25 protein-coding genes are annotated in these 22041 nt (G+C 42.3%); 10 read left to right on the top strand and 15 right to left on the bottom strand.

Annotated elements, in window-relative coordinates:
- Nucleotides 1-4 precede the first annotated feature (4 nt).
- From qoxA to C6Y01_RS13275, 5 genes are all read right to left on the bottom strand, one after another.
- Entirely contained in the window at nt 5-961 is a 957-nt protein-coding gene (gene qoxA, locus C6Y01_RS13255) for a cytochrome aa3 quinol oxidase subunit II (protein WP_095285740.1), read from the bottom strand.
- Between the two features lie 515 nt (nt 962-1476).
- A complete protein-coding gene (locus tag C6Y01_RS13260; protein ID WP_106038303.1) occupies nt 1477-2559 on the bottom strand; it encodes a M24 family metallopeptidase in 1083 nt (360 codons plus the stop codon).
- Nucleotides 2560-2563: 4 nt separating this feature from the next.
- The gene (gene galT / locus C6Y01_RS13265; protein WP_095285641.1) at nt 2564-4084 is read right to left on the bottom strand and encodes a UDP-glucose--hexose-1-phosphate uridylyltransferase; all 1521 of its coding nucleotides are present in this window, start codon (nt 4082-4084) and stop codon (nt 2564-2566) included.
- Nucleotides 4085-4119: 35 nt separating this feature from the next.
- On the bottom strand, nt 4120-5112 hold the full coding sequence (gene galE, locus C6Y01_RS13270) for a UDP-glucose 4-epimerase GalE (RefSeq protein WP_106038304.1): 993 nt from the start codon (nt 5110-5112) through the stop codon (nt 4120-4122).
- Entirely contained in the window at nt 5112-6290 is a 1179-nt protein-coding gene (locus tag C6Y01_RS13275; protein ID WP_411266057.1) for a galactokinase, read from the bottom strand. Before C6Y01_RS13275 ends, galE begins: the two co-directional genes overlap by 1 nt.
- 181 nt (nt 6291-6471) lie before the next feature.
- On the opposite strand from C6Y01_RS13275, the gene C6Y01_RS13280 reads away from it, so the two are divergent.
- Nucleotides 6472-7317, top strand: a complete 846-nt coding sequence (locus C6Y01_RS13280; RefSeq protein ID WP_034660412.1) for an AraC family transcriptional regulator — start codon at nt 6472-6474, stop codon at nt 7315-7317.
- A 35-nt stretch (nt 7318-7352) separates the two neighbouring features.
- Here C6Y01_RS13280 and C6Y01_RS13285 read toward each other — a convergent pair whose 3' ends face one another.
- Nucleotides 7353-7610, bottom strand: coding sequence for a hypothetical protein (locus C6Y01_RS13285; RefSeq protein ID WP_003215318.1), 258 nt, complete (start codon nt 7608-7610; stop codon nt 7353-7355).
- Nucleotides 7611-7637: 27 nt separating this feature from the next.
- Nucleotides 7638-8021, bottom strand: a complete 384-nt coding sequence (locus tag C6Y01_RS13290) for a GtrA family protein (RefSeq protein WP_012011676.1) — start codon at nt 8019-8021, stop codon at nt 7638-7640.
- Nucleotides 8022-8477: 456 nt separating this feature from the next.
- Here C6Y01_RS13290 and C6Y01_RS13295 point away from each other — a divergent pair, with 456 nt between their 5' ends.
- The 5 genes from C6Y01_RS13295 to C6Y01_RS13315 all read left to right on the top strand — a co-directional run bounded on the left by C6Y01_RS13295 (nt 8478) and on the right by C6Y01_RS13315 (nt 12233).
- Nucleotides 8478-8618, top strand: a complete 141-nt coding sequence (locus C6Y01_RS13295) for an anti-repressor SinI family protein (protein WP_008345506.1) — start codon at nt 8478-8480, stop codon at nt 8616-8618.
- A gap of 301 nt (nt 8619-8919) precedes the next feature.
- On the top strand, nt 8920-9609 hold the full coding sequence (locus C6Y01_RS13300; RefSeq protein ID WP_034660413.1) for a class I SAM-dependent methyltransferase: 690 nt from the start codon (nt 8920-8922) through the stop codon (nt 9607-9609).
- The gene (locus C6Y01_RS13305; protein ID WP_034660733.1) at nt 9602-10273 is read left to right on the top strand and encodes a glycosyltransferase family protein; all 672 of its coding nucleotides are present in this window, start codon (nt 9602-9604) and stop codon (nt 10271-10273) included. The genes C6Y01_RS13300 and C6Y01_RS13305 overlap by 8 nt, the downstream gene beginning before the upstream one ends.
- 107 nt (nt 10274-10380) lie before the next feature.
- Nucleotides 10381-10695 carry a DUF485 domain-containing protein gene (locus C6Y01_RS13310; RefSeq protein WP_034660734.1) on the top strand — a complete coding sequence of 105 codons (315 nt, stop codon included), beginning with the start codon at nt 10381-10383 and terminating at the stop codon, nt 10693-10695.
- Nucleotides 10692-12233, top strand: coding sequence for a solute symporter family protein (locus C6Y01_RS13315; protein ID WP_034660414.1), 1542 nt, complete (start codon nt 10692-10694; stop codon nt 12231-12233). Before C6Y01_RS13310 ends, C6Y01_RS13315 begins: the two co-directional genes overlap by 4 nt.
- 27 nt (nt 12234-12260) lie before the next feature.
- Here the strand turns inward: C6Y01_RS13315 and C6Y01_RS13320 are convergent, their stop codons facing one another.
- From C6Y01_RS13320 to cidR, 4 genes are all read right to left on the bottom strand, one after another.
- Nucleotides 12261-12635: a nuclear transport factor 2 family protein gene (locus tag C6Y01_RS13320; RefSeq protein ID WP_066031559.1), complete on the bottom strand. Its 375-nt coding sequence runs from the start codon at nt 12633-12635 to the stop codon at nt 12261-12263.
- A gap of 134 nt (nt 12636-12769) precedes the next feature.
- On the bottom strand, nt 12770-13438 hold the full coding sequence (thiE, locus tag C6Y01_RS13325; protein WP_106038306.1) for a thiamine phosphate synthase: 669 nt from the start codon (nt 13436-13438) through the stop codon (nt 12770-12772).
- Entirely contained in the window at nt 13425-14249 is an 825-nt protein-coding gene (gene thiM / locus C6Y01_RS13330) for a hydroxyethylthiazole kinase (protein WP_034660417.1), read from the bottom strand. Before thiM ends, thiE begins: the two co-directional genes overlap by 14 nt.
- 17 nt (nt 14250-14266) lie before the next feature.
- Nucleotides 14267-15154, bottom strand: a complete 888-nt coding sequence (gene cidR / locus C6Y01_RS13335) for a cidABC operon transcriptional activator CidR (RefSeq protein WP_106038307.1) — start codon at nt 15152-15154, stop codon at nt 14267-14269.
- A gap of 165 nt (nt 15155-15319) precedes the next feature.
- Here cidR and C6Y01_RS13340 point away from each other — a divergent pair, with 165 nt between their 5' ends.
- Together C6Y01_RS13340 and C6Y01_RS13345 are read left to right on the top strand one after the other, a co-directional pair.
- A complete protein-coding gene (locus tag C6Y01_RS13340) occupies nt 15320-15703 on the top strand; it encodes a CidA/LrgA family holin-like protein (RefSeq protein ID WP_080869561.1) in 384 nt (127 codons plus the stop codon).
- Nucleotides 15697-16377: a CidB/LrgB family autolysis modulator gene (locus C6Y01_RS13345; protein WP_034660418.1), complete on the top strand. Its 681-nt coding sequence runs from the start codon at nt 15697-15699 to the stop codon at nt 16375-16377. Before C6Y01_RS13340 ends, C6Y01_RS13345 begins: the two co-directional genes overlap by 7 nt.
- A gap of 35 nt (nt 16378-16412) precedes the next feature.
- Here the strand turns inward: C6Y01_RS13345 and C6Y01_RS13350 are convergent, their stop codons facing one another.
- Complete coding sequence (locus tag C6Y01_RS13350; RefSeq protein WP_034660420.1) at nt 16413-17594, bottom strand: class I SAM-dependent rRNA methyltransferase; 1182 nt, start codon at nt 17592-17594, stop codon at nt 16413-16415.
- Between the two features lie 118 nt (nt 17595-17712).
- Here C6Y01_RS13350 and glxA point away from each other — a divergent pair, with 118 nt between their 5' ends.
- Nucleotides 17713-18096, top strand: a complete 384-nt coding sequence (gene glxA, locus C6Y01_RS13355) for a glyoxalase GlxA (RefSeq protein ID WP_106038308.1) — start codon at nt 17713-17715, stop codon at nt 18094-18096.
- A gap of 114 nt (nt 18097-18210) precedes the next feature.
- Here the strand turns inward: glxA and C6Y01_RS13360 are convergent, their stop codons facing one another.
- From C6Y01_RS13360 to C6Y01_RS13370, 3 genes are all read right to left on the bottom strand, one after another.
- Nucleotides 18211-18939 carry an amino acid ABC transporter ATP-binding protein gene (locus C6Y01_RS13360; protein WP_106038309.1) on the bottom strand — a complete coding sequence of 243 codons (729 nt, stop codon included), beginning with the start codon at nt 18937-18939 and terminating at the stop codon, nt 18211-18213.
- Nucleotides 18936-19580, bottom strand: coding sequence for an amino acid ABC transporter permease (locus C6Y01_RS13365; RefSeq protein WP_003215015.1), 645 nt, complete (start codon nt 19578-19580; stop codon nt 18936-18938). The genes C6Y01_RS13360 and C6Y01_RS13365 overlap by 4 nt, the downstream gene beginning before the upstream one ends.
- Before the next feature lie 69 nt (nt 19581-19649).
- On the bottom strand, nt 19650-20414 hold the full coding sequence (locus C6Y01_RS13370; protein WP_034660424.1) for a transporter substrate-binding domain-containing protein: 765 nt from the start codon (nt 20412-20414) through the stop codon (nt 19650-19652).
- A 528-nt stretch (nt 20415-20942) separates the two neighbouring features.
- Between C6Y01_RS13370 and C6Y01_RS13380 the strand changes: the two genes are divergently transcribed.
- Nucleotides 20943-22028, top strand: a complete 1086-nt coding sequence (locus C6Y01_RS13380; RefSeq protein ID WP_106038310.1) for a Rap family tetratricopeptide repeat protein — start codon at nt 20943-20945, stop codon at nt 22026-22028.
- Nucleotides 22029-22041: the final 13 nt, after the last annotated feature.

The raw sequence follows: 22041 nt of genomic DNA on the forward strand, positions 1-22041 counted from the left end.
CAGTTTATTCATTATCTAGTTTTCTTTTATAGTTCTTCACATTCTCGAAAGGATCTGTTTTGGAATGCGGAGAAACTGATTGGTAACCTAAACGTTTGCGTGCTTGGAGTGCGTATTCAGAATCCTCTCCATGCTTCGCAAAGGATAAATGTGTTGATGAGAATGTCTGCACATCTGCAGCATCCGGAAGCATCAAGTAGTCATACGTTTTCTTCGTTAACTTTGGTGCTTCTTTCTTCGTTTTGCTTACCCATTTATCATAGTCAGACTGCGTCATCGCATTGACTTTGAATTTTTGCTGAGCAAAGCCCTCGCCTGTGAAGTTGGCGTTTCTTCCTTCATATGTGCCAACTTGATCAGCTTGAAGATATTGTTCCATCTCCATTCCAGCCATCGCATACTTCTCCCCGCCTAGCTGAGGAATCCATAGTGATGCCATTGTATCAGCGGAAGTGATTTTGAATAAAACCGGCTGATCTTTTGGAATGTTTAAGTAGTTCACTGTCTCAATATTTTCCTCTGGATAGCTAAAGATCCATTTCCAATCAACAGCTGTAGCATAAACGACAAGTGGATCTTTATGGCTTGTTGCTTGAGGTGCCTCTTCCAAAGAGTAAATTGTTTTTACAGTTGGAACCGAAAGGGCAGCAACGATTAATATTGGGATCACTGTCCAGATAACTTCTAGAAGCGTATTCCCGTGTAGTTCTGGGTTATAAGAGGCGTTTCCAACGTCCTTACGCTCACGGTATTTAACCAAAATGATGGTAAACAGTACAAATACCGCACCAACGATAAAGAGCATGAATCCAATGGATAAAAGGATTAAGTCTTTTTGTTGTGCTGCGACAGGTCCTTTAGGATCTAAAACAGCGATATTGCTGCAACCTCCTAATAAAAAAACACTCACGAGCATCGCTAATAAAAGCATAGGTTTAATGGCTCTGAACAAGAAGATCACCATCCTTCCTTAGATAATGTATAAATTGCTGAATAATTGTGAAAAGCCATCTGCCTTCGAAAACTTTTCTTCCCTTTGTAATGCTATCAAAATCTGTTAGAGTTAGCTTCCCTTTTTTCAAAAGTTCATTTATTTTTCAACAGATTTCTATTAAAATGTCATAAATTCGACATAAATTTATATTATTGCACACACAATAAATTTCTAGGATTTTGAAAAGTTGAGAGTTGAAGGCAAAGGACAAACAATCAAGAACTTTGTCAAATTTAGGTTTACCACAATAAAAAAGTTTGGTCGAATTTCAATTTAACTTAATGAAATTTTATCTAGGTAAACAATTTTGAAATAGGTATCCCCACATTTAACAAAAACCTTACTCATTTTAACGCAAGTTCACAAGAAAAGAAAGTATCGATTCTCTGCGATACGCTGTAAGAATTGGTAATGATGCTGAATTAGTGGAATCTCGCTAAAGACTTCCAGCAAAAAACCGGCTCAGCGCCGGCACTCTGCATTTATTCATCTCTCACTAAGATGTCAGGTCGTCTATAGATCTCCCCTTCATGTTCAATGTCCATGTACGTCCACTTGCCTGTATAGGTTAAAAAGCGGTTGCCCTCTTTTTCTACTACTATCGTATCCTCTGATTTCAGTCCAGGCAACGAAGGATTCCACGTAAACACTTGATGCAGCTGAATTTTTTCCTTCGATGAGGGAACGGCAATGATTTCCCTAGATACAAATCCCGTCTTTCCCCCTTGATGAAGCTTTTTCCAGCTATCAGGGAAGCCCTCTTTTTCATACTGAGCAATACCTGCTTTCAGTACATCTCCCAATGTTTTACCAGGACGTGTGGCGGCATTCATGACTGTATCAATTCGTGCAAGCCGCTCTTTGTTCTCTTCAAGCTCCTTTGGAAGCTGACCAAAGTAAACAGACCTTGTGACATTCGCTACGAGCCCGTGCCGTTCTGCACAGAGGACAACAAGCGCGTGCTTTTGAAGTGCTTTCTCTGTTGGAATCGGGTGACGGTATTGATGGATCCGGTCATCCGTTGCCACAAGCAGGACTTCTATCGTCATCCCTTGTGCAATGGCTCTTTGAGCAACAAGCGAAGCAATTTCGTGTTCGGTCTGCCCTGGCACGATTTCTTGACAGACACTTTCTACAATGACCGCTGTTTCATGACAAAGGATTTCATATTGACTGAGCTGCGAGACAGTAAGGATCGATCGAACATGTGACAAATCCGGCTCGATCCATTCGAATCCATCCATTTGAATGTCCGCCCCAATTCGTTTACCTTTTGTGAATTCTTGAATGTAGGGGGTCTCATCCTCATACCAATCCATTGTGACCACTTGAAAGGGATGATCGACATACGCCATTTCCTCTTCAATGATCCGCTTTTCTTCCATTTGATTCACAATGAGGACGAGGTCGTCTTTTAAGACGAGCAGCTGGCACACGCCCTCTGGCGTATTTAACACAATGTGATTCCTTCTTCCGCCTGTCAGCCAGGAGAAGTTATTTCGCTTTTGAATCAAGACACCATCAAGCTGCTTTTCTTCCATTAGCTCTCTTACTTGTTCAATCATCTAATCACCTGCCTGTATGAAGTGTTTGAATGAAACGGTTAAAAGCTGTTTTCCCTTGCTCAGTTCTTTTAAACACACCCGCCTGCGAGAGAATTCGAGAAAAAATAGAGCCAATTTCTTGTTGTAAAATGGTTTCGGTATTGTCCTCTGTAAAGGTGTTCTCTTCAAGCAGCCGCTTTGCCCATGTTTCGTGTTTCATGATAGCAGGACGGGCTTTGATTTCTTCAAGAGGACTTTCGGATAGCAATGCCTCTTTTAATTGGCTTAATTCCTCTGCTAATCTGCCAGGAAGGACAGCAAGGCCCATGACTTCAATTAATCCGATATTCTCTTTTTTAATATGGTGGACTTCTTCGTGCGGATGGAAAATGCCGTCTGGGTGCCGCTTGTCTGTACGGTTATTACGCAGCACTAAATCTAATTCATAGTCATCCCCGTGGCGCCGCGCAATAGGTGTAATGGTATTGTGCGGAGTCTCTCCTGTATGAGCGATCAGCCCCACCTCTTCATCTGAATACAATTTCCACTCATGTAAGATAAAGTCTGCTGCGTCCGCGAGCGGCTGCCGCTCGCTGCTTCGAAGGCGGATCACAGACATCGGCCATTTCACAATGCCAGCTCGCACATCCGGAAAGGCTTTGAGAGAAAAGACTTCTTCCATCTCTGCTTTCGCCATCGGAAATTCATGTGCACCGCCCTGAAAATGGTCATGACTTAATATACTGCCTCCGACAATCGGAAGGTCGGCGTTCGACCCGATGAAATAGTGCGGGTATATAGATATGAAGGAAAGCAGTCGTTCAAAGGTTTTTTTGGTGATGCTCATTGGCTCATGTTTACCTTTGAACACTATGCAGTGCTCGTTGTAATACACATAAGGTGAAAATTGCAGAAACCACGATTCACCTGAGAGTGTCACAGGAATAATCCGGTGATTCTGTCTCGCTGGATGGTTGATCCGCCCCTCGAAGCCAACGTTTTCTTTACAAAGGAGACAAAGAGGATATTGCTTTTGACTGAGCTTCTTGGCTTCAGCGATGGCTTTGGGGTCCTTTTCCGGTTTTGATAGATTAATGGTGATCTCCAGCACACCATCGTCTGTTGGTGTAAACCACTGTACATTTTTGGCGATCCTGCCTGTATGAATATAGTGGGCATGCTGCTGCATCGCATAGAACCAGCTTGTAGCTGCCTCTGGTCCCTCATGCTGGCGTTTTTCTTCAAACTTCGCATAGATGACACTTGGAGGTGCCACCAAGCAGCCCATGATTTTCGCATCTAGTAAATCACGATACGTATCCGTCCCCTCAGGAATAAGGCCTGTTTCTACTGCCCAATCCAGCATCGGCATTAAAATGTCTTCAAGGTCTCCTTCTCCTGAGACTGTTCTTGCTTCAGCGTCATCGAGCCCGAGCACCTCAAGCAGCCGATTTCTCGTATAATCGATATCTAGTGATGTCATCAGCTCTTTATTGATCCCGTATTGAATCAGCTGTTCCAATTTTTCAAAAATATCAATCACCATTCCCTCTGTCCCCTCTCTTGCCTGCCTGTTACGCTTTATTCACTTCGGTAGCCATCTGGATGCTTCTGAAACCAATCCCACGCGCTCTGAATGATCGTGTGAAGGTCAGCATATTGAGGTGTCCATCCCAATTCTTGCAGCGCTTTTTCAGAAGAAGCAATCAGCTTTGCTGGATCTCCCGCGCGTCTTTTTGCCACTTGTGCCGGGATGGCATGCCCCGTGACTTTTCTGACAGCTTCTACGACCTGCTTCACGGAGAAACCAGTTCCATTCCCTAAGTTGTAGATAGCACTGCCTTTTCCAGCACGCAGCCGATCAACGGCTAAGATGTGTGCCTCTACTAAGTCCATCACATGAATGTAATCTCTAATACACGTGCCGTCCTCTGTCTCATAATCATCACCATAAATCATGATCTGATCCCGTTTTCCTAAAGCAACTTGCAGAATAATTGGAATGAGATGTGTCTCAGGCTGATGATCCTCTCCGACAAGTCCTTCTGTATGGGCACCAGCTACATTAAAGTACCGAAGCACCACGTATTCTATTCCATACGCTTGCTCAGACCACTTCAGCATTTTTTCAATCGCTAATTTTGTTTCTCCATAAGGATTCGTTGGGTTCGTTTCATCCGTTTCAACAATCGGCACGCGCTTCGGTTCACCGTATGCAGCAGCAGTTGAAGAAAAGACGATGTGTTTCACATCAAATTCATTCATTATTTGTAGTAAAGCGGTTGCTCCGCCGACGTTGTTGTCATAGTACTTAAGCGGGTCTGTCACACTCTCCCCGACAAGTGAATCTGCCGCAAAGTGCATGACCGCTTCTATTTGATGCGTTTTGAAAACCTGTCTTAAAAAGACGTGATCCCGTAAATCTCCCTCTTCTAAGACAGCTCCTTCCAAAACAGCTTCTTTGTGGCCTGTCTGCAAATTATCCACTACCACTACTCGTTCGCCTTTCGCTAGAAGAGCCGCCACCGCATGACTGCCTATGTACCCTGCTCCTCCACAAACTAAAAATGTCATCAACCTTCCCCCTTTGTGAGTTCTCTTGCGCCGCCTCCAATTCCAGCTGTGTAAAAAGAGGCTTGAATGCCTGTTTTCTCTTGATATATCGCACCAGTTTCTTCTATAAATGAACTCAGCAGCTCTTCTTTCACAATGCTGATCGTGCATCCGCCAAAGCCTGCACCTGTCATACGGGAGCCAATCGTCCCCGGGTGCCCCCAAGCTGCTTCAGCCAGTGCATCTAGTTCAAGTCCTGTTACTTCATAATCATTCTTTAAAGAAAGATGAGAAGCCTTCATGAGCCCACCTAGTTCTTCCATTTTATCATCTTTCAGAAAATTTACTGCTTTCATCGTCCGCTCGTTTTCCGTCACGACATGTCTTGCCCGTTTGCGGCATATGTCATCTTCAATCAAGTGGGCATGTGCTGCAAATTCATCCGCAGTGAGCTCACATAAGTGGGTGATGTCGATTTTTTTCCGAAGATCATTTAAAGCTAATTGACACTCTGCCCGGCGCTCATTGTATTTGGAATCAGCCAGTGTCCGCTTTTTGTTTGTATTGGCGATGACAAGCGCCAGTCCCTCTTGCCGAAAAGGACTGTATTCAAAGGCAAGGGTGTCACAATTGAGCAAAATGGCGTGATCTTCTTTTCCAAGGGAAATCGAAAACTGATCCATGATCCCGCAATTGACGCCAATAAATTCATTTTCTGCACGCTGTGAGAGGAGGGCAAGACGGGCATTTGAAACGCTGAATGAATGCCATTCGTTGATGAGAACAGCGGTGACAAGCTCAATGGAGGCAGAGGAAGACAGACCTGCGCCATTTGGAATATTGCCGCTGTACACAATGTCAAAGCCTTCTTCTATCTTCATCCCTGCTTCTATAAACTGATTGAACACACCCTTCGGATAATTCGCCCAGCCGTCCGATTCCACGTAAGCGATTTCATAAAGGTTGAATTCTTTCACACCATCGCTATCAAAGTTCAAGGAATACATTCTCACGCGGCCATCTGAACGCTTCGCACAAGCAGCATACGTTCCGAGAGTAAGTGCGCATGGAAACACATGGCCTCCATTGTAATCTGTATGTTCACCAATCAAGTTCACTCTTCCTGGGGCAAAAAAATAGCGAAGTTCTTCTCCATCTCCAAATTGCTGGTGAAATGCCGCGCGTAACGTCTCGATCATATCCATTCCCCTTTTCTCTTCTGATACTTTTATTTTAGTTGTCCCAGCAGCATCAGTTCAATGGTAAAAAAACCGTTAAAAAATACCCTTTTTTTGCTGTGAATGGTACGATGTGATATGAGGTGTAACATGATTCTAAATAGAAAAAGGTTGTTTTTTGCTGCGAAGGAGGATTTCCAATTTGAAGAAGGAAGCATTTGCATTTCGTTTTCACCATTCTGATGTGACATTGCCGGCGCAAATATGGTCTGTTGGCTGGGAAGTACAATCATCTTCGTTATATAGCTGGAATGGCGTGGAGCGGAAAGATCAAGGCAAGTGCATCTTTCAGCTCACACTGTCTGGACATGGCATGATTGAAATCGGAGAGAAACGTTTCAAAGTGTTGCCGGGTCAGGCCTTTCTCGTGAAAAGCCCAAGTGCCTATCAATATTATTTTCCAGAGGACAGTGAGCATTGGGAATTCCTTTATTTAACGCTTTACGGGGAAGCCTGCGATCTTTGCTTTGACCAATTTATTGACCAAGGAAAGCAGGTCATGCGTTTTCATCCAAATTCCAGACCGATCCGCCTGCTCAAGAACATTTATGATGAAGCCAGTGAAAGACGGATTACCAATCCATTTGAGGGGTCTAGCCTTGCTTATCAATTTGTCATGGAACTATATTCATATTTGCCAAAGCTTGAGGGACAAATGGAGAAATGGCCCGAGCCCATCGTTCAAGCTGCCTTGTTTGCCAGCCATCATTTTCACGAGGAAATTGGCCCGGACGATATGGCAGCTGCGGCACGTTTATCCAAAAGTCATTTTACGAGGGAATTCAAAAAGGCCACTGGCTTCACACCTATTCACTATCTAACCAATATCCGGTTAGAAAAGGCGGAAACGTTACTGAAAACAACAAAATACTCGATTGAAGAAATCGCCATACAGTGCGGCTACCGAAATGCGAATTACTTGAATAAAGTCTTTCGAAAGAAAATCGGCATGTCTCCAAAGCAACTGCGGGAAACAAGCGATGCATAATAAAAAGCAGCCGCTTTCTCAATTGGCTGCTTCTTTTACGCTTTCGTCAGGTCAACATGAATTCTCCCTTGTCTTAAAACAATGGTCATTTGCGTGTCAGGTGTCATTAAGTTTTCTAAAATGTCCGTTGCCGTTTGAAGCGCAATGTCCATTCGGTTGATCTTTTCCTTTTCTTGTTCCGAAAACGCTTCTGGATGTGCGGTCATTTCTTTGACTAGCCTCAGCACTTGTTCATGCTGCTTTTCTGTTTGCTGATATATGACATCATATAATTCGTCTGGCCTGCTGCTCATTTCACATCACCTATCTTTTTTCATGTGTTAAATCGCATCTTCTTTTGTTTTCTTGAAGACGAACCATTTACTGGCGACATAATTCACGACCACAATCACAAAGTTGACAAGAATTTTTGCGACAGTTTCATTGAGCGCCATTTGGCTCACAAATAAAATCATCAGCCCCAGATCTACACCTAGAGACATGAGACGAACACTAAAAAATGAAGAAAGCTCACGCATAAGGCTTTTCGTATCACGAGCCTTTTGCTTGAAGACATACTTCTTATTGGTGATATAAGCAAAGAGAACAGCAAATACCCATGAAACAACTGTAGCTGTTTTATAATCCATGGAAAACATCTCAACGAATAAGTAGAAGCTGACTATGTTGACAATGGTTGTACACACACCCATCACAAGATACATGACAACTTCTTGATACTTTTGAAAAAGGCTATACATGTCTTTCTTCATTCCTTCTTGGTGGTTTCTGTTTCTTTTAGAATACCATCTTGAGAAGAACTTCCCAAACGAACAATATGTACGTCCTGCACAGATGAAATTTGTTCTACTTGATGGCAAATGTCAACCTAATTGGTTTATATAAGCCAAATGATTTAGGTCTTTTTCATTATTTTAATTTATAATCTTTTAACTGACTTTACAATTGTTTATTATTAGAAGTAAGAAATCAATATTTATGGGTTTTTTAGTCATTTTATTAGGAACGTGGTAGGTGATAGATTTTACAAAATAGGTTAAATGTCATCATTTTTCGACAAAATCTATTTTGCGCTGTTTTCATCCACACGTACAGTTACTAGACGGTTTGTTCAAGTCATTGGTTGCAGATGAATATGTCTTATTGAACTGGAGGATATTATGGATACGCAAGTGAAAAGAAGAGTTGACGAAGAGTGGGTTTATTTGATTCAGGAAGCGAAAAAAATTGGACTAGGCATCGAAGAAATACAAGCTTTTTTAACATCCAACGGTGATCAGAAGATGATAAACAAACCGTAAATCAACGCCGTTATCCTTTGTCTTTCAGACTGCTTTGGCTAAAAGTTCTGACTTGTCAATTGACCTTTTGAAAATCCTTTCATGACGATACGCTACAGTAATTGAACACCCCTTCATACCAATCCCTTCCACTCATGGGGTTCTGTCTTTCTATATTAGGAGGACAGTCCGTTTCCCGTTCTTTATATGATCCCTTTATAGCCGCTATTCATGAAAATTGTCATTCTCACGTTATAAAACCAAGCTCCCCACCCATATATTAAGCATGAAAACAATGAGAAAGCAGAAAGGTGGGTAGAGCGTGAGTTCAGATTCCCTTTCCTATTATCACCAAAAAAAGGATCAGTATTATCATGGCGTGAACCCGGTCATTGTCAGCCGTATTCGTGAGGAATGGACGTCTTTATTGGATATCGGATGCGGCACAGGCAAACTTGGAAAAGTCCTGAAACAAAAGGGCCGGACCATTTATGGAATTGAATCGTTTGAGGATGCAGCAAAAGAGGCTGAGCAAGAGCTAGATCATGTTCTATGCGGAAATATTGAACAGATGACTCTCCCTTACGAACATGAACACTTTGACTGCATCATTTTCGGAGATGTCCTTGAACATTTATTGGATCCGTGGGCCGTTTTAAAGAAGGTCAAACCCTTCCTTAAAAAAGAAGGAGTCATCCTGTCATCCATTCCGAATATCGGTCACATATCAACAGTTTTAGAATTACTAGCCGGCAGATTCACTTATACAGATGCAGGATTAATGGATCAAACACATTTACGTTTCTTCACCCTTCACGAAATTCATGCACTCTTTCATTCAGCAGGCTTTCGTATTCGCGAACTCGAAACCATTCGCGTAAAGCATCCTTCCTATGCAAGCGTGATGAGTGATTTACATGAATTACTCATGAAGCATGGCATTCGTTCAGATTTTCACGAGGCCGCTACCGCCTATCAGTATGTGGTTGAGGCGGTTCAGTTTCATGAGTAACCCCACCATCCTGTTTGTTTTATGTGTAAATGATGAATCGATGTTTCAGGCTTGCTTTCGGCAGCTCGCTTCACTTCCTGCTCCCCATGGATATCATGTAGAGGTTTTGCCGATTAGACATGCATCCAGTATGACCTCTGCTTATAATGAAGCGATCACCCATCCAGCTCAGTTTAAAATTTATCTTCATCAAGATACCTTGATTGTCAAACAGCATATGCTGCTTGAGTTGATCCCGCTTTTTTTACAGCATCCATCACTTGGGATGGTTGGGGTCATAGGTGCAGAAAGCGTGCCTGACAATGGGATTTGGTGGGAGAGTTCTCATTGCAGGGGGAAAGTCATTGAATATCGTCACGACACCTATCAGCTGCTTTCGTTTGAAAGAGGTCGTCAACAACAGGCGGAAACACAAGATTATATCAACGCTTCGGCGATTGATGGTCTTTTCATGGCGACGCAGTATGATGTGAAGTGGCGTGAGGATCTCTTTGATGGCTTTCATTTTTATGATGTTTCGCAGTCCTTTGAATTCGTCCAGCAGGGCTATGAGGTTGGAATTGCGAGGCAAGAAGAGCCTTGGTGTATCCACAAATGCGGAGATCATTTTGATGCAGAAACATATGAAAAAGCGAGACAAACATTTCTTGCGAATTATCGGTAGAAAGCACCCTTTTCGGGTGCCTTTTTTATGATATACTGTCATAAACAACCAGATCGTCTCATATGCATTGGAGTACCTTGTCCCTAATTCGTACAAAGGAGGAAACAATGGCAGACAAAAAAGTTCATTATAAGAAGGTTGCCGCTTCAGAGGATTTTCGAAAACTTCTCGAGGAAAAACGCAGATTTATCGTACCGATGACGATTTTCTTTTTTCTCTTTTACTTTTCACTTCCGGTTGCTACATCCTACTTCACCTTTTTGAACACGCCGGCAATTGGCGCGATCTCATGGGCTTGGTTATTCGCCCTCACACAATTTGTCATGACTTGGGTATTATGTGGACTTTATGCGAGAAAAGCAGCACAGTTTGACAAATATGTAAGCGCTTTAAAAACTGAATCAAGAGGTGATGACGAATGAGCATGACCGCTTTTATTTTATTCATAGCGATCGTAGGGCTCACATTGGTCATCACATATTTTGCTGCGAAAAAAACGAGCAATGCGAGCGATTTTTACACGGCAGGCGGAGGTTTGACTGGGTTTCAGAACGGCCTTGCCATCGCCGGGGACTATATGTCTGCCGCATCATTTTTAGGGATCGCTGGAATGATCGCGTTAAATGGATTTGACGGATTTTTCTATAGCATTGGCTTTCTAGTGGCGTATCTTGTCGTTCTTTACGTTGTGGCCGAACCGCTTCGAAATCTAGGGAAATATACGATGGCCGATATGATTGCTGCACGATTTAAGCGTCCTGCCATTCGAGGGGTTGCCGCGTTTAACACAATCACAGTCTCTACTTTTTATATGATTGCACAGCTTGTTGGGGCAGGTGCATTAATCAAACTGCTTCTTGGCATTGATTACTGGATTGCTGTGCTGGTCGTAGGTGTCTTGATGACCATTTATGTAGTGTTTGGCGGCATGATCGCTACCAGCTGGGTACAGATCACAAAGGCTGTGCTTCTCATGCTTGGGACCCTGATTATTTCACTGCTTGTATTTGCAAAGTTTGATTTTAGTCTGCTGAAGATGTTTGAGGAGATGAAAACAGCGACCCCGCTTGGTGGGGCATTTCTTCACCCGGGAAATAAATATGATGTGCCTTTAGAGACCCTGTCTTTGAACCTTGCTTTAGTGCTTGGGACAGCAGGTTTGCCGCACATTTTGATTCGGTTTTATACGGTAAAGGATGCCATTTCTGCGCGTAAATCTGTTCTATCCGCTACGTGGATCATCGGTATTTTTTATTTAATGACGGTTTTCCTTGGCTTCGGTGCTGCTGCCTTTGTTGGAACAGAAGCGATCACAGCAGCAGATGCAGCAGGAAATATGGCCGCTCCTCTGCTCGCCCAAGCCCTTGGAGGAGATTTGTTATTTGCCTTTGTTTCCGCTATTGCCTTTGCGACCATTTTGGCAGTGGTAACTGGTCTCGTCTTATCCGCCGCGTCTGCCTTTGCGCATGACTTTTATAGTCAGATCATCCGCAAAGGGAAAGCGAGTGAACGGGAACAGGTGAAGGCGGCACGCTTTGCTTCCATCGGCGTGGCCATTCTTTCCATCATTCTTGCTTTATTTGCCCAATCCTTAAACGTCGCTTTTCTTGTGTCACTTGCCTTCGCCGTGGCAGCAAGTGCAAATTTACCATTGATTATCTTCACTGTCTTTTGGAAACGATTTAATTCTACGGGTGCCATTGCAGGGAGCTTAGTAGGACTGCTGAGCGCACTGATCATCGTCTCGCTCAGTCCAAGCGTCTGGGACCCATCGGGAGCAGCCATCTTTACAGGAGATCCGCTCATCCCGCTGTCGAACCCTGGAATTATCTCGATCCCACTCGGATTCCTTGCCGCTTACTTAGGCACGATATTCTCCTCTGAAAAAGCAGATGAAGATACCTTTACGGAAATTCAAGTAAAGGCACATACAGGCATGCATATGGATACTGATTCATAAGGAAAAGCCGGCTGCTCTGCCGGCTTTTTAATAGCGCTGAAATAACTCTGGATTTTTCGGTACGTTTTCTAAATAAACGATCTTTCCTTTGTCGTCCAGTTCTGCAATGTCAATTCCTTCAGCTGTATAGACACGGCCATCCGAAAGTTTCCCGCAAACGGCCCAGTTCGTTTCATATTTTCCGTCTTCTCTTTTTTTCCATCCATCCCACATATGCTTGATGTCTTCATGCACGTGGAAAAATGTGTTTAAAAACTGTGTAAACGCTTGGATGCCAGGCTTCTCGGCACCATTTAAGACAATCATCACATCGTCAGAAAACAATGCCAGCAATTCATTCAGTTGCTCCTGTCCTTTTCCTGCTTCATCGTAGCGGCGAAAATACGTATCGAGCACTTCCATTGTTCATTCTCCTTTATTTACCTGTCATTTCGAAAATAATCGAACAATTTAATTGTACACAATTGTTTCTCACCTGTCTATTTTCCCTGAAATCAGAAAAGACATGAATTGAGTCAATCCATGTCTCCTACAGGTTAAAGAGATGCTTTTTCTGATGCAACAAGTGCTTTCAATTCTTCTGCTGCTTTTTTTGGATCAGTGCTCTGGCTAATGGCGCTAATGATGCTAATACCATCTGCCCCTGCTTGGATGACTGGTGCAGCATTGTCGTATGTGATACCCCCGATGCCCACAATCGGAATAGGGAGACCATGACGACGTACTTCAGTGATCAAAGACACACCTTGGACACTGCGTGTATCCTTTTTCGTTTCTGTTGGATAAACTGGGCCCATGCCGACATAATCTGCGCCGTCCTTCATGGCTTGTTTCACTTCATCAAGGTTATGCGTAGACACACCTAATATTTTATTCCCGATTTTTTGTCTGACGTCTTCTGCATTTGTGTCTTCCTGTCCAACATGAACGCCGTCTGCATCAAGATCCATCGCTAGCTGTACATCATCATTCACAATAAAAGGAACATTTGCTTCTTGACAAAGCACTTGAAGTTGACGAGCCAATTGTTTCTTCTCTTCTCCTTGCAAAGCTCCATCACCCTTTTCACGGAATTGGAACATGGTGAACCCGCCTTGAATGGCTTCCTTTACGACATCAAGCGGCTGCCTGCTTGTATTCGCTGTTCCCATAATAAAATAAACCGATAATTGCTGTTTGATTTGCTGTTGATCAGCCTTTGTCATGTGAAATTCCCCCTATTCTCCCCATAGTCACCACATCATCGCCAGTTGTGTGTGTGAGTGCATTTAACAATTCCATTTGAAACGTCCCTGGCCCTTTATCCTGAGTGTAATGAGCTGCCCTTTCAGCTGCGACACCATAAAACAGTAATGCAGCTGCTGACGCATGAATAGGCCGTTCACCCACTGCACAAAATGCCCCGATGACAGACGTCAGTAAACAGCCGGTTCCCGTCACCTTGGTGAGCCATTCATGTCCATTATGAATAGACAACACGTCCTCTCCATCTGACACCACATCGACTTTTCCTGTGATCACCACAACAGTCTGAAGTGTCCTTGCCGCTTGTTTGGCTAGTGCCGATACATCTCCGTTCGCTGCTTTCGCATCAACGCCTTTTGACTCCCAGCCATCCACTCCAAGTAAATGAGCCATTTCTGCAGCATTTCCTCTGACAACGGTCATGTTCACTTGCTCTAACAGCTGTTTTGCCGCTTTCGTTCGAAACGTTGTCGCACCGACGCCGACAGGATCTAATAGAACAGGTACACCATTTTCATTGGCAGCTTGTCCAGCCAGAACCATGGCTTCCACCGTGTCCTTTGTCAATGTGCCGATATTGAGCACAAGTGCATCCGCCAACTGCGCCATTTCAGCCACTTCTTCTTTGGCATTTGCCATGACTGGCGAAGCGCCTAAAGCAAGCAGACCATTCGCTGTAAAATTCGTCACGACTTGATTGGTGATATTATGAACGAGTGGATTTTCCGCTCGAACCCTCTCCAATAAATGAGACACACAGCTTGTTTTCATCCGTATCGTCCTCCCTTTTACTCTGCTCCCCACACATAGGATTTAGTATGCTTTAACCATTCTCTTGCCGCAAACGACAAATAGCGATCCTTTCGCCAAATGACTCCTAAATGCCACGGGATCGACGTGTTTAAGGAAATGACTTTCACCTTTTCAGGATCAAGATCACGGCAGATCCGCTCAGGCAGAAGACCAATTCCCAAGTTCTCGGCTACCATCTCACTAATGAAATCCCATTGAGACGTTTCATAAATGACATTGGGCCGGAAGCCCGCATTCATACATTCATTCAATATCCGGCTATGCAGAACAAAATCTTCTCGAAAGAAAATAAAAGACTCTTCCTTTAAATCAGCTAAATAGACCTTATCACGACCTGCCATCGGATGTGATGGATGCGTCACGAGCTTCATGTCTTCTTTAATAATGGTGTACGTATGAAAAATTTTATCATTTGCAGGCAGAACAATGACACCAATATCTAACGAACCATCTTCGACCCCTTCCTCTACTTTAATAGAGCCGTGCTCCACCAATTGAAATGTGACATCTGGATACTGCTGGCGGAATTCTCCCATGACATTCGGGAAAAAACTCGATCCAATCATCGGCGGCAGCCCGATGCGAATATGTCCTTTTTTGACATTCATTAAATCATTTAGCTCGCTCGTTAAATTCTGAAATGATTGTGTGATTTCACTCGCCTGTGTATACATCGTTTGTCCAGCATCTGTCATTTCAACCTGCCGGCCATTTCGATAAAACAACTGCACCCCCAGCTCATCCTCGAGATTTTTGACCATCTTGGAAATGGTAGGCTGCGACACATAAAGAGATTGTGATGCTTTTGTGAAGCTTTTTAACCTCGCCACTTCTAAGAAATATGTTAAATGTCTAATGTCCACATGACTCACCCTTCCTATAGACAAAAGGAATACTAACTATTCGATATATGTATTTTACCTATAACTGAACGTGCTGTACACTTTAAAGTAAGCTAATCAATTGGAACGTTGTCATGTTTTTGTGAAACAGTGAACAATTTATATAGAAAAAGGAGTGAACAGAAAGTGAGATTGCTCAAAACGCCGCTGATTGCTGTCCTTCAGATTATGGCTTTGTTTGTTTTTGCGAAATTGATGAATGTGCTCGCGGCCTTTTTGCATTTAAGAATTCCGGGCACGATTTTAGGCATTCTGGTCATTTTCTTATTACTTCATTTTAAAATTATTCAATTAAAATGGATTGAACTTGGCGCCGTATGGCTGCTTGGAGAACTGCTGCTATTCTTTATCCCGTCAGCAGTTGGTGTCATTGATTATGGAACATTGCTTTCTCAATCTGGCACAAGTATTGTACTTGTCGTCTTACTTAGTACCTTTGTCGTCATGCTCTCGACTGGTATCATGACGCAAATGATTGCAAAAAGAAAGGAGCGAAAAAAGCTATGTTAGTTGGCGCACTATTTCTGATCTTAACGGTTCTTTTATATCTCGGATCAAAAGCGGTGTATAAACGGCATCCGAAGGTCTATGTCTCCCCATTACTTGTAACGCCGCTTGTCCTTGTCGTCTTGCTGTTAATCGTCAACATTCCTTACGATGCATACAATCAAGGCGGTAAATGGCTCACGAATATGCTTCAGCCTGCGACTGTTGCTTTTGCCATTCCTTTATATAAGTATTTTCACATTCTGAAGAAGCATGCAGTGGAAATTATTTTGAATGTGGCTTGCGGTTCTGTCATTGCGATCCTATCAACAGCATTTATCGCCAAGTTGTTTCATTTGGATACAGGACTTATTGAAAGTCTTGTCCCAAGGTCGGTCACAACACCAGTGGCGATGAGTGTGTCAGAAATGATTGGCGGCATGCCGTCCGTTACGGCTGTATTCGTCATTTTAACCGCACTGTTTGGGTCAATCATCGGTCCAATGGTCATTCGTTATTTCCGTATTGATAATGACATTGCCATGGGCGTCCTGCTTGGAACAGGTGCACACGGGGCAGGAACATCGAAGGCATTTGAAATGAGCTCCGTCTCAGGGACGATCTCAAGTGTGTCGATGATTCTTTCAGCTATTATTACATTATGTGCAGCGCCTCTCCTCATGTCGTTTGCCTTATAAAAAAGCCATTTCCTTTATCGGAAAATGGCTTTTTCTTATGCTTGTATAAAGACAACCTTTAAATAATTTCCTTCAGGATAATTCTTCGTTGTACGGAAATCCTCAGGAAGTGTATATTCTTCAAGGATACGATAGGTTTGCCCTGTTTCTTTAAAGGCCTGCGCAATAAATCCTTTGAATTTCTTCATACCAAATGCACTGCTATTCGTTGATGCCACAATGACGCCGTTCTCAGCTGTGATTTGGATGGCTTCTTTTAATAGCTTCTTATAATCCTTCGCCGCACTGAATGTGTGCTTTTTCGTGCGTGCAAAGGATGGCGGGTCTAAGATGACAAGATCATAAGTCCATCCTTTTTTCGCTGCAAACGGAAAATATTTAAAGACGTCCATGACTTTCATATCCTGCCCGTCCACATCTATATCGTTGATTTCAAACTGTTCAGCTGTTTTTTTCAAACTGCGGTTTGCGACATCTACACTTGTCGTCCGGCTCGCTCCGCCAAGCGCTGCTGCCACTGAGAATGCGCCTGTGTAAGAAAATGTATTAAGCACGGTCTTTCCTTTTGCATAACGATCTCGAATCGCTTTTCTCACATGACGTTGATCAAGAAAAATGCCTGTCATCGCACCATCATTTAAGTAAACCGCTACGTTCATGCCATTTTCTTTCACGATGAGAGGAAATTCACCTTTCTCTCCCTTCACAAAATCATCATCTTCTATATACTGTCCAGACGTATCAAATCGTTTCTTTTCATAAATGCCTTTATAGTCTGGATATACGTGCTCAAGTGCAGCCAATACTTCCGCCTTGAATGTATAAACTCCTTCGCTATACCATTGGATGAGATAGAAACCGTCATAATGATCAATCGTGAAGCCGCCAATGCCATCTCCCTCTCCGTTGAACACACGGAAAGCAGTCGTCTGCGCATCACGAAATAAATGCGTTCTGCTTTTCGCTGCCTGCTCAAGCTTGGAGACAAAAAAGGCTTGGTCTATTTTTTCGTTGGCATCAAATGTGAGTACCCAGCCGATTCCTTTATTTTGTACACCATAATATCCTTTTCCTAAAAAGGCGCCTCGCTCATCCACCCATTCAATCAGCTCGCCTTCTTTCACACCGCTTACATGAGATACAGCATCTTTGGAAATGAGCGGATATCCCTTTTTCACTTGTTCTGCAAATGTTTGTTTTAATGAGATTTTTTTCATTTGTGTCATCCTTATCCTAAATTGACTCTCTCTATCCTATCATATGAATGTATACGTTACTTCTATTATGATAAGATGAGGAGAAAAATATCAACACACCATAGAGGAGGCTCTTTTTTTGACGACATTACGATTAGATCATACAGGTATTATGGTCACAAATATTGATCAGTCCATTGATTTTTATGAAAAGGTCGTGGGCATGAAATTAAAGGATCGCATCACTCATACAAACGGAGTCATTGAACTTGCATTTCTCGGCTTTAAAGATGAGACAGAAACGGAAATTGAGCTCATCCAAGGGTACAGCAGCGACCTGCCATCCGAAGGAAAGGTTCACCATCTTGCCTTTACAACAGACAATATTCATGCTGAATTCAATCGTATTCAAAAGCTGCATATTGAATTAATTGATGAAGAAATTACGACGTTACCAAATGGATACTGCTACTTCTTTTTCAGAGGCCCAGACCAAGAATGGATCGAATTCTTCCAGCGCTAATATTTCCTAGGAAATGGGACCGGTTACCTTTATCATCATATAAACTACGATATTTCTTAGGCTCCATAAAAGAAAAAGAGTAAGAGCATCCATCCATATGCCCTTACTCTTTTTTTATAACACCTTACTAAGAAATGATTTTGTCCGCTCATGCTGCGGGTTTCCAAAGAGAGCCTCCGGTTTGTCTTCTTCGACAATATATCCGCCATCCATAAAGATCACGCGGTCTCCTACCTCTCTCGCAAAGCCCATTTCATGTGTGACCACAATCATTGTCATGCCTTCGACGGCTAATTGTTTCATAACTGCTAATACATCCCCGACGACTTCAGGGTCAAGAGCAGAGGTCGGTTCATCGAATAATAACACTTTCGGGTCCATTGCCAAGGCTCTTGCAATGGCGACACGCTGTTTTTGTCCACCAGATAATTGGTTAGGGTAGCTTTTGGCTTTGTCTTTTAAGCCGACCTTTTCAAGCAGGTCTATTGCTTTATCGACTGCCGCCTTCTTGTCGGCGCCTTTTACCTTCATCGGTGCGATCGTGATGTTTTCTAAAACGGTTTTATGAGGAAATAAATTAAAGTGCTGAAACACCATCCCCACTTCTTGTCGTACTTTATTGATATTCACCTTTGGATCTGTAATCGTATGTCCGTGGACAACGACTTCGCCAGCCGTAATATCTTCTAATTTATTGAGACATCTTAGAAACGTGCTTTTGCCTGATCCAGAAGGACCAATCACACACACTACTTCCTTTTCCTCGATGACTGCATTAATGTCCTTTAACACTTCGTGATCGCCAAAGGATTTCTTTAAATTTTTCACCGTAATCATACTCATTTGATATCAAACCTCCTTTCTGCGTAGCTAGCCAGTAGAGAAAGTAAATAAATGATCACGAAATAAATGATACCGACAATGAGCCAGACATTCAAAGGATCAAAAGTTGCCGATGCTTGTACTTGTCCCCGCTGCATAATATCGGCGATTCCGATAATCGATAAGAGAGACGTGTCCTTCAAGCTGATGATGGCTTGGTTTGTAATCGCTGGAAGCATGCGGCGGAATGCTTGCGGAAGGACGATAAAGCGCATGTTTTGTCCACCTGTAAAACCTAAGGAACGTGCAGCTTCTGTTTGTCCTTTATCAATGGACTGAATTCCTGCACGAATAATTTCTGAGAAATAAGCCCCTGCATTAATCGCTACTGTAATAATCCCTGCCGGCACTCGATCAAGCGATATGAATTCAAGTGTATTCAAACCAAAGTAAATGAAGAATAGCTGAACGATAAATGGTGTGCCTCGAATGGCATTGACAAAGACAAGTGCGATGAAGTTTAAGATTTTAAAAGGTGACAGACGGAATAATGCCACAATCAAACCGATGATAAATCCTAAAATGATGGCAACAACAAAGATATATAAAGTGGTTTGCAAACCATCCATTAAATATGGAAATGCATTAATAATCGTGTCCATGTTTCTCCCTCCCTAATTCACATACGGCACATCATAAAGAAAGCGCGCTCGGAGCGCGCCTCGCTTGTGTTATGACTTCAAATATTTATCAATAATTTTGTCATATTCACCGTTTTTCTTTAGGTTCTCTAGACCTTTATTGATCTTTTTCAATAGGTCTTGGTTTTTCCCCTTCATCACAGAGATACCATACTGGTCTCCATTCAAGCGGTCTCCAACTGTTTTCAATTTTAAATCTTGTTGTGCGATTGCATACGTAATGACAGGATAATCCTCAATTAAGGCATCTGCATTTCCGTTTGAAACTTCCTGGAACATCGATGGGCTGTCATTAAATTGAACCACTTCATACCCATATTTATCTGCGTTATCTGATGCAAATTTTGCACCTGTCGTCCCATTTTTAACAGCTAGCTTTTTCCCCTTTAAATCATCAATTGATTTGATGCTGCTGTCCTTTTTCACAACAACTGTCAGTCCAGCGTCGAAGTATGGATCTGAGAAATCTACCTTCTTCTTACGTTCATCTGTAATACTCATCCCGCCCATTCCTACATCAAGCTGGCCTGCCTGCATTGCTGGAATAATGCCTGAGAAGTCCATAGCTTCAAGTTTCACTTTGAAGTCTTGGTCTTTCGCGATTGCGTTAATCAGATCAACGTCTATTCCTTCATATTTACCGCCCTTTTCAAATTCAAACGGCGGATATGTTGTATCTATCCCTATTTTATATGTGCCTTTGCCTTCTCCCGAACCGCTGTCCGATTTTGATCCACAGGCTGCCATGACGAGCACAACAATGAGTCCCATGATCAGTAACATCGATTTTTTCATAAAACACGTCCCCCTATTGCCAGTTTTGTCTAAATATTCGCAATACCAATAATACTATACCACGCTAAATCTATAGCGTGTGATATTTTTTATCAATACCAAAGATCCATACAATACTAGATCAATAGTCTCTTTAAATTTTACTTTTTTGCGAATAACTCATTTTATTCTAAAAGAAGAGTGATTCACAATCATGATGTGAGATAATCTTACGAAAAAACGAGACATCACCTTGAAAATCTCCGTTTTTTCTAACATACGAAAACAGACTCTTGAATTACCTTCTTCTCTCTATTGATATCGTAATATATTTTTTCCAAAACCCTCTTTTTACCTAAAAATATGTAACCGCATACAAAAAGATGGATGATCCCTATTTCTTTCACAACTGGTTGAATTTACATCAAAAAACATGTTTTACAAATTGCAAGAGAGCGCTTAAAATATAAGAAGATACTGAATATGGAAAGTGAATTCAGATGAATGGAAATCGAACTAGATGGATAGATGAAGAAAGGAGGATATAAATTGGCCGAAACAGGTGTTTTGTCGTCCGTTGATGTAGCGAATATGTTAAATGACTGGTATGTCATGATGAAAAAAAGAGAAATACAAGGTGCGATCCAGCTAAAAGAAGAGATTCTTCAAGCGTTTGATCGAATGGAAGAGAATCAAGACGTCTTACTTTACTATCAATTGCTAGAGTACCGTTTTAAGGATCTCATCGAAGATACAGCTTCGTTGGATCATAGTCTTTTTGTTGATGAAAATGCGATCCGTACAGATGACATGCTCAGTTACTATTTCTATTTCTTTAAAGGGATGTATGAAATGCGCAGAGGCAATCAGGATACGGCATTTCACCTTTTAAAATTGGCCGAGGATAAATTAGATCTCGTGCACGATGACATTGAAAAAGCAGAATTTCATTATAAAACAGGGTGTCTTTACTATAATATAAGGTCCACGCTTCTCTCCATACACCACTTAAAGATGGCTTCATCTATTTATGACGCAGATCCATGTTATGTGAAAAAATCAATCAGCTGTCAAATGATGCTCGCTTTGAATTATGCTGATCAATCGAAATATGATGAGGCAGAGTCATTATTTGAAGAAGTGATTCATTCACTAGAACAAATGGAAGACCCAGATTTACTTGGTCACGCGTATTGCAATGCAGCTTTTATTAAAAGTCTTAGAAATGAATACAGTGAAGCTGTGCCGCTCCTAGAAAAAGCTTTATTGATCGAGACATTTGAAACGTCTTCTCCAGGCGGCTACTTACTTGCCATGTATGCCTATACAAAAGCACTATTCAAGCTGAAAAAGCCTGGTTTGTTCCACTATTATGTACAGCTTTCACTACAAAAAGCAGAAAATTTAAAACAACGAAACATTTCACTTAAATTATCCATTTTAGAAACACTTATGCTTCAGCCAGACAACATGATGGAGCAAATCAAATCTTATTGTGATCAATTAGAATCTATGAATTTCCTTGTCGATCTTGAAGCCATCTGTCAAGATGCAGCTGCTTACTTAACGGATCTTGGACTTCATGAAGAATCCACTTATTTCTGGAACAAGGCGTTGTCCTTAACAACTTGTTAAGAATATGGAGTGA

This window comes from Bacillus sp. NMCC46 (genome assembly GCF_002998465.1).
GTDB lineage: Bacteria > Bacillota > Bacilli > Bacillales > Bacillaceae > Bacillus.

Coding starts and splice junctions, on each gene's coding strand:
- C6Y01_RS13260 (WP_106038303.1), bottom strand. CDS start 2,559: ATGATTGAACAAGTAAGAGAGCTAATGGAAGAAAAGCAGCTTGATGGT.
- galT (WP_095285641.1), bottom strand. CDS start 4,084: ATGGTGATTGATATTTTTGAAAAATTGGAACAGCTGATTCAATACGGG.
- galE (WP_106038304.1), bottom strand. CDS start 5,112: ATGACATTTTTAGTTTGTGGAGGAGCAGGGTACATAGGCAGTCATGCG.
- C6Y01_RS13275 (WP_411266057.1), bottom strand. CDS start 6,290: ATGATCGAGACGTTACGCGCGGCATTTCACCAGCAATTTGGAGATGGA.
- C6Y01_RS13285 (WP_003215318.1), bottom strand. CDS start 7,610: ATGAGCAGCAGGCCAGACGAATTATATGATGTCATATATCAGCAAACA.
- C6Y01_RS13290 (WP_012011676.1), bottom strand. CDS start 8,021: ATGTATCTTGTGATGGGTGTGTGTACAACCATTGTCAACATAGTCAGC.
- C6Y01_RS13295 (WP_008345506.1), top strand. CDS start 8,478: ATGGATACGCAAGTGAAAAGAAGAGTTGACGAAGAGTGGGTTTATTTG.
- C6Y01_RS13305 (WP_034660733.1), top strand. CDS start 9,602: ATGAGTAACCCCACCATCCTGTTTGTTTTATGTGTAAATGATGAATCG.
- C6Y01_RS13310 (WP_034660734.1), top strand. CDS start 10,381: ATGGCAGACAAAAAAGTTCATTATAAGAAGGTTGCCGCTTCAGAGGAT.
- C6Y01_RS13315 (WP_034660414.1), top strand. CDS start 10,692: ATGAGCATGACCGCTTTTATTTTATTCATAGCGATCGTAGGGCTCACA.
- C6Y01_RS13320 (WP_066031559.1), bottom strand. CDS start 12,635: ATGGAAGTGCTCGATACGTATTTTCGCCGCTACGATGAAGCAGGAAAA.
- thiE (WP_106038306.1), bottom strand. CDS start 13,438: ATGACAAAGGCTGATCAACAGCAAATCAAACAGCAATTATCGGTTTAT.
- thiM (WP_034660417.1), bottom strand. CDS start 14,249: ATGAAAACAAGCTGTGTGTCTCATTTATTGGAGAGGGTTCGAGCGGAA.
- C6Y01_RS13345 (WP_034660418.1), top strand. CDS start 15,697: ATGTTAGTTGGCGCACTATTTCTGATCTTAACGGTTCTTTTATATCTC.
- C6Y01_RS13350 (WP_034660420.1), bottom strand. CDS start 17,594: ATGAAAAAAATCTCATTAAAACAAACATTTGCAGAACAAGTGAAAAAG.
- C6Y01_RS13360 (WP_106038309.1), bottom strand. CDS start 18,939: ATGAGTATGATTACGGTGAAAAATTTAAAGAAATCCTTTGGCGATCAC.
- C6Y01_RS13365 (WP_003215015.1), bottom strand. CDS start 19,580: ATGGACACGATTATTAATGCATTTCCATATTTAATGGATGGTTTGCAA.
- C6Y01_RS13370 (WP_034660424.1), bottom strand. CDS start 20,414: ATGAAAAAATCGATGTTACTGATCATGGGACTCATTGTTGTGCTCGTC.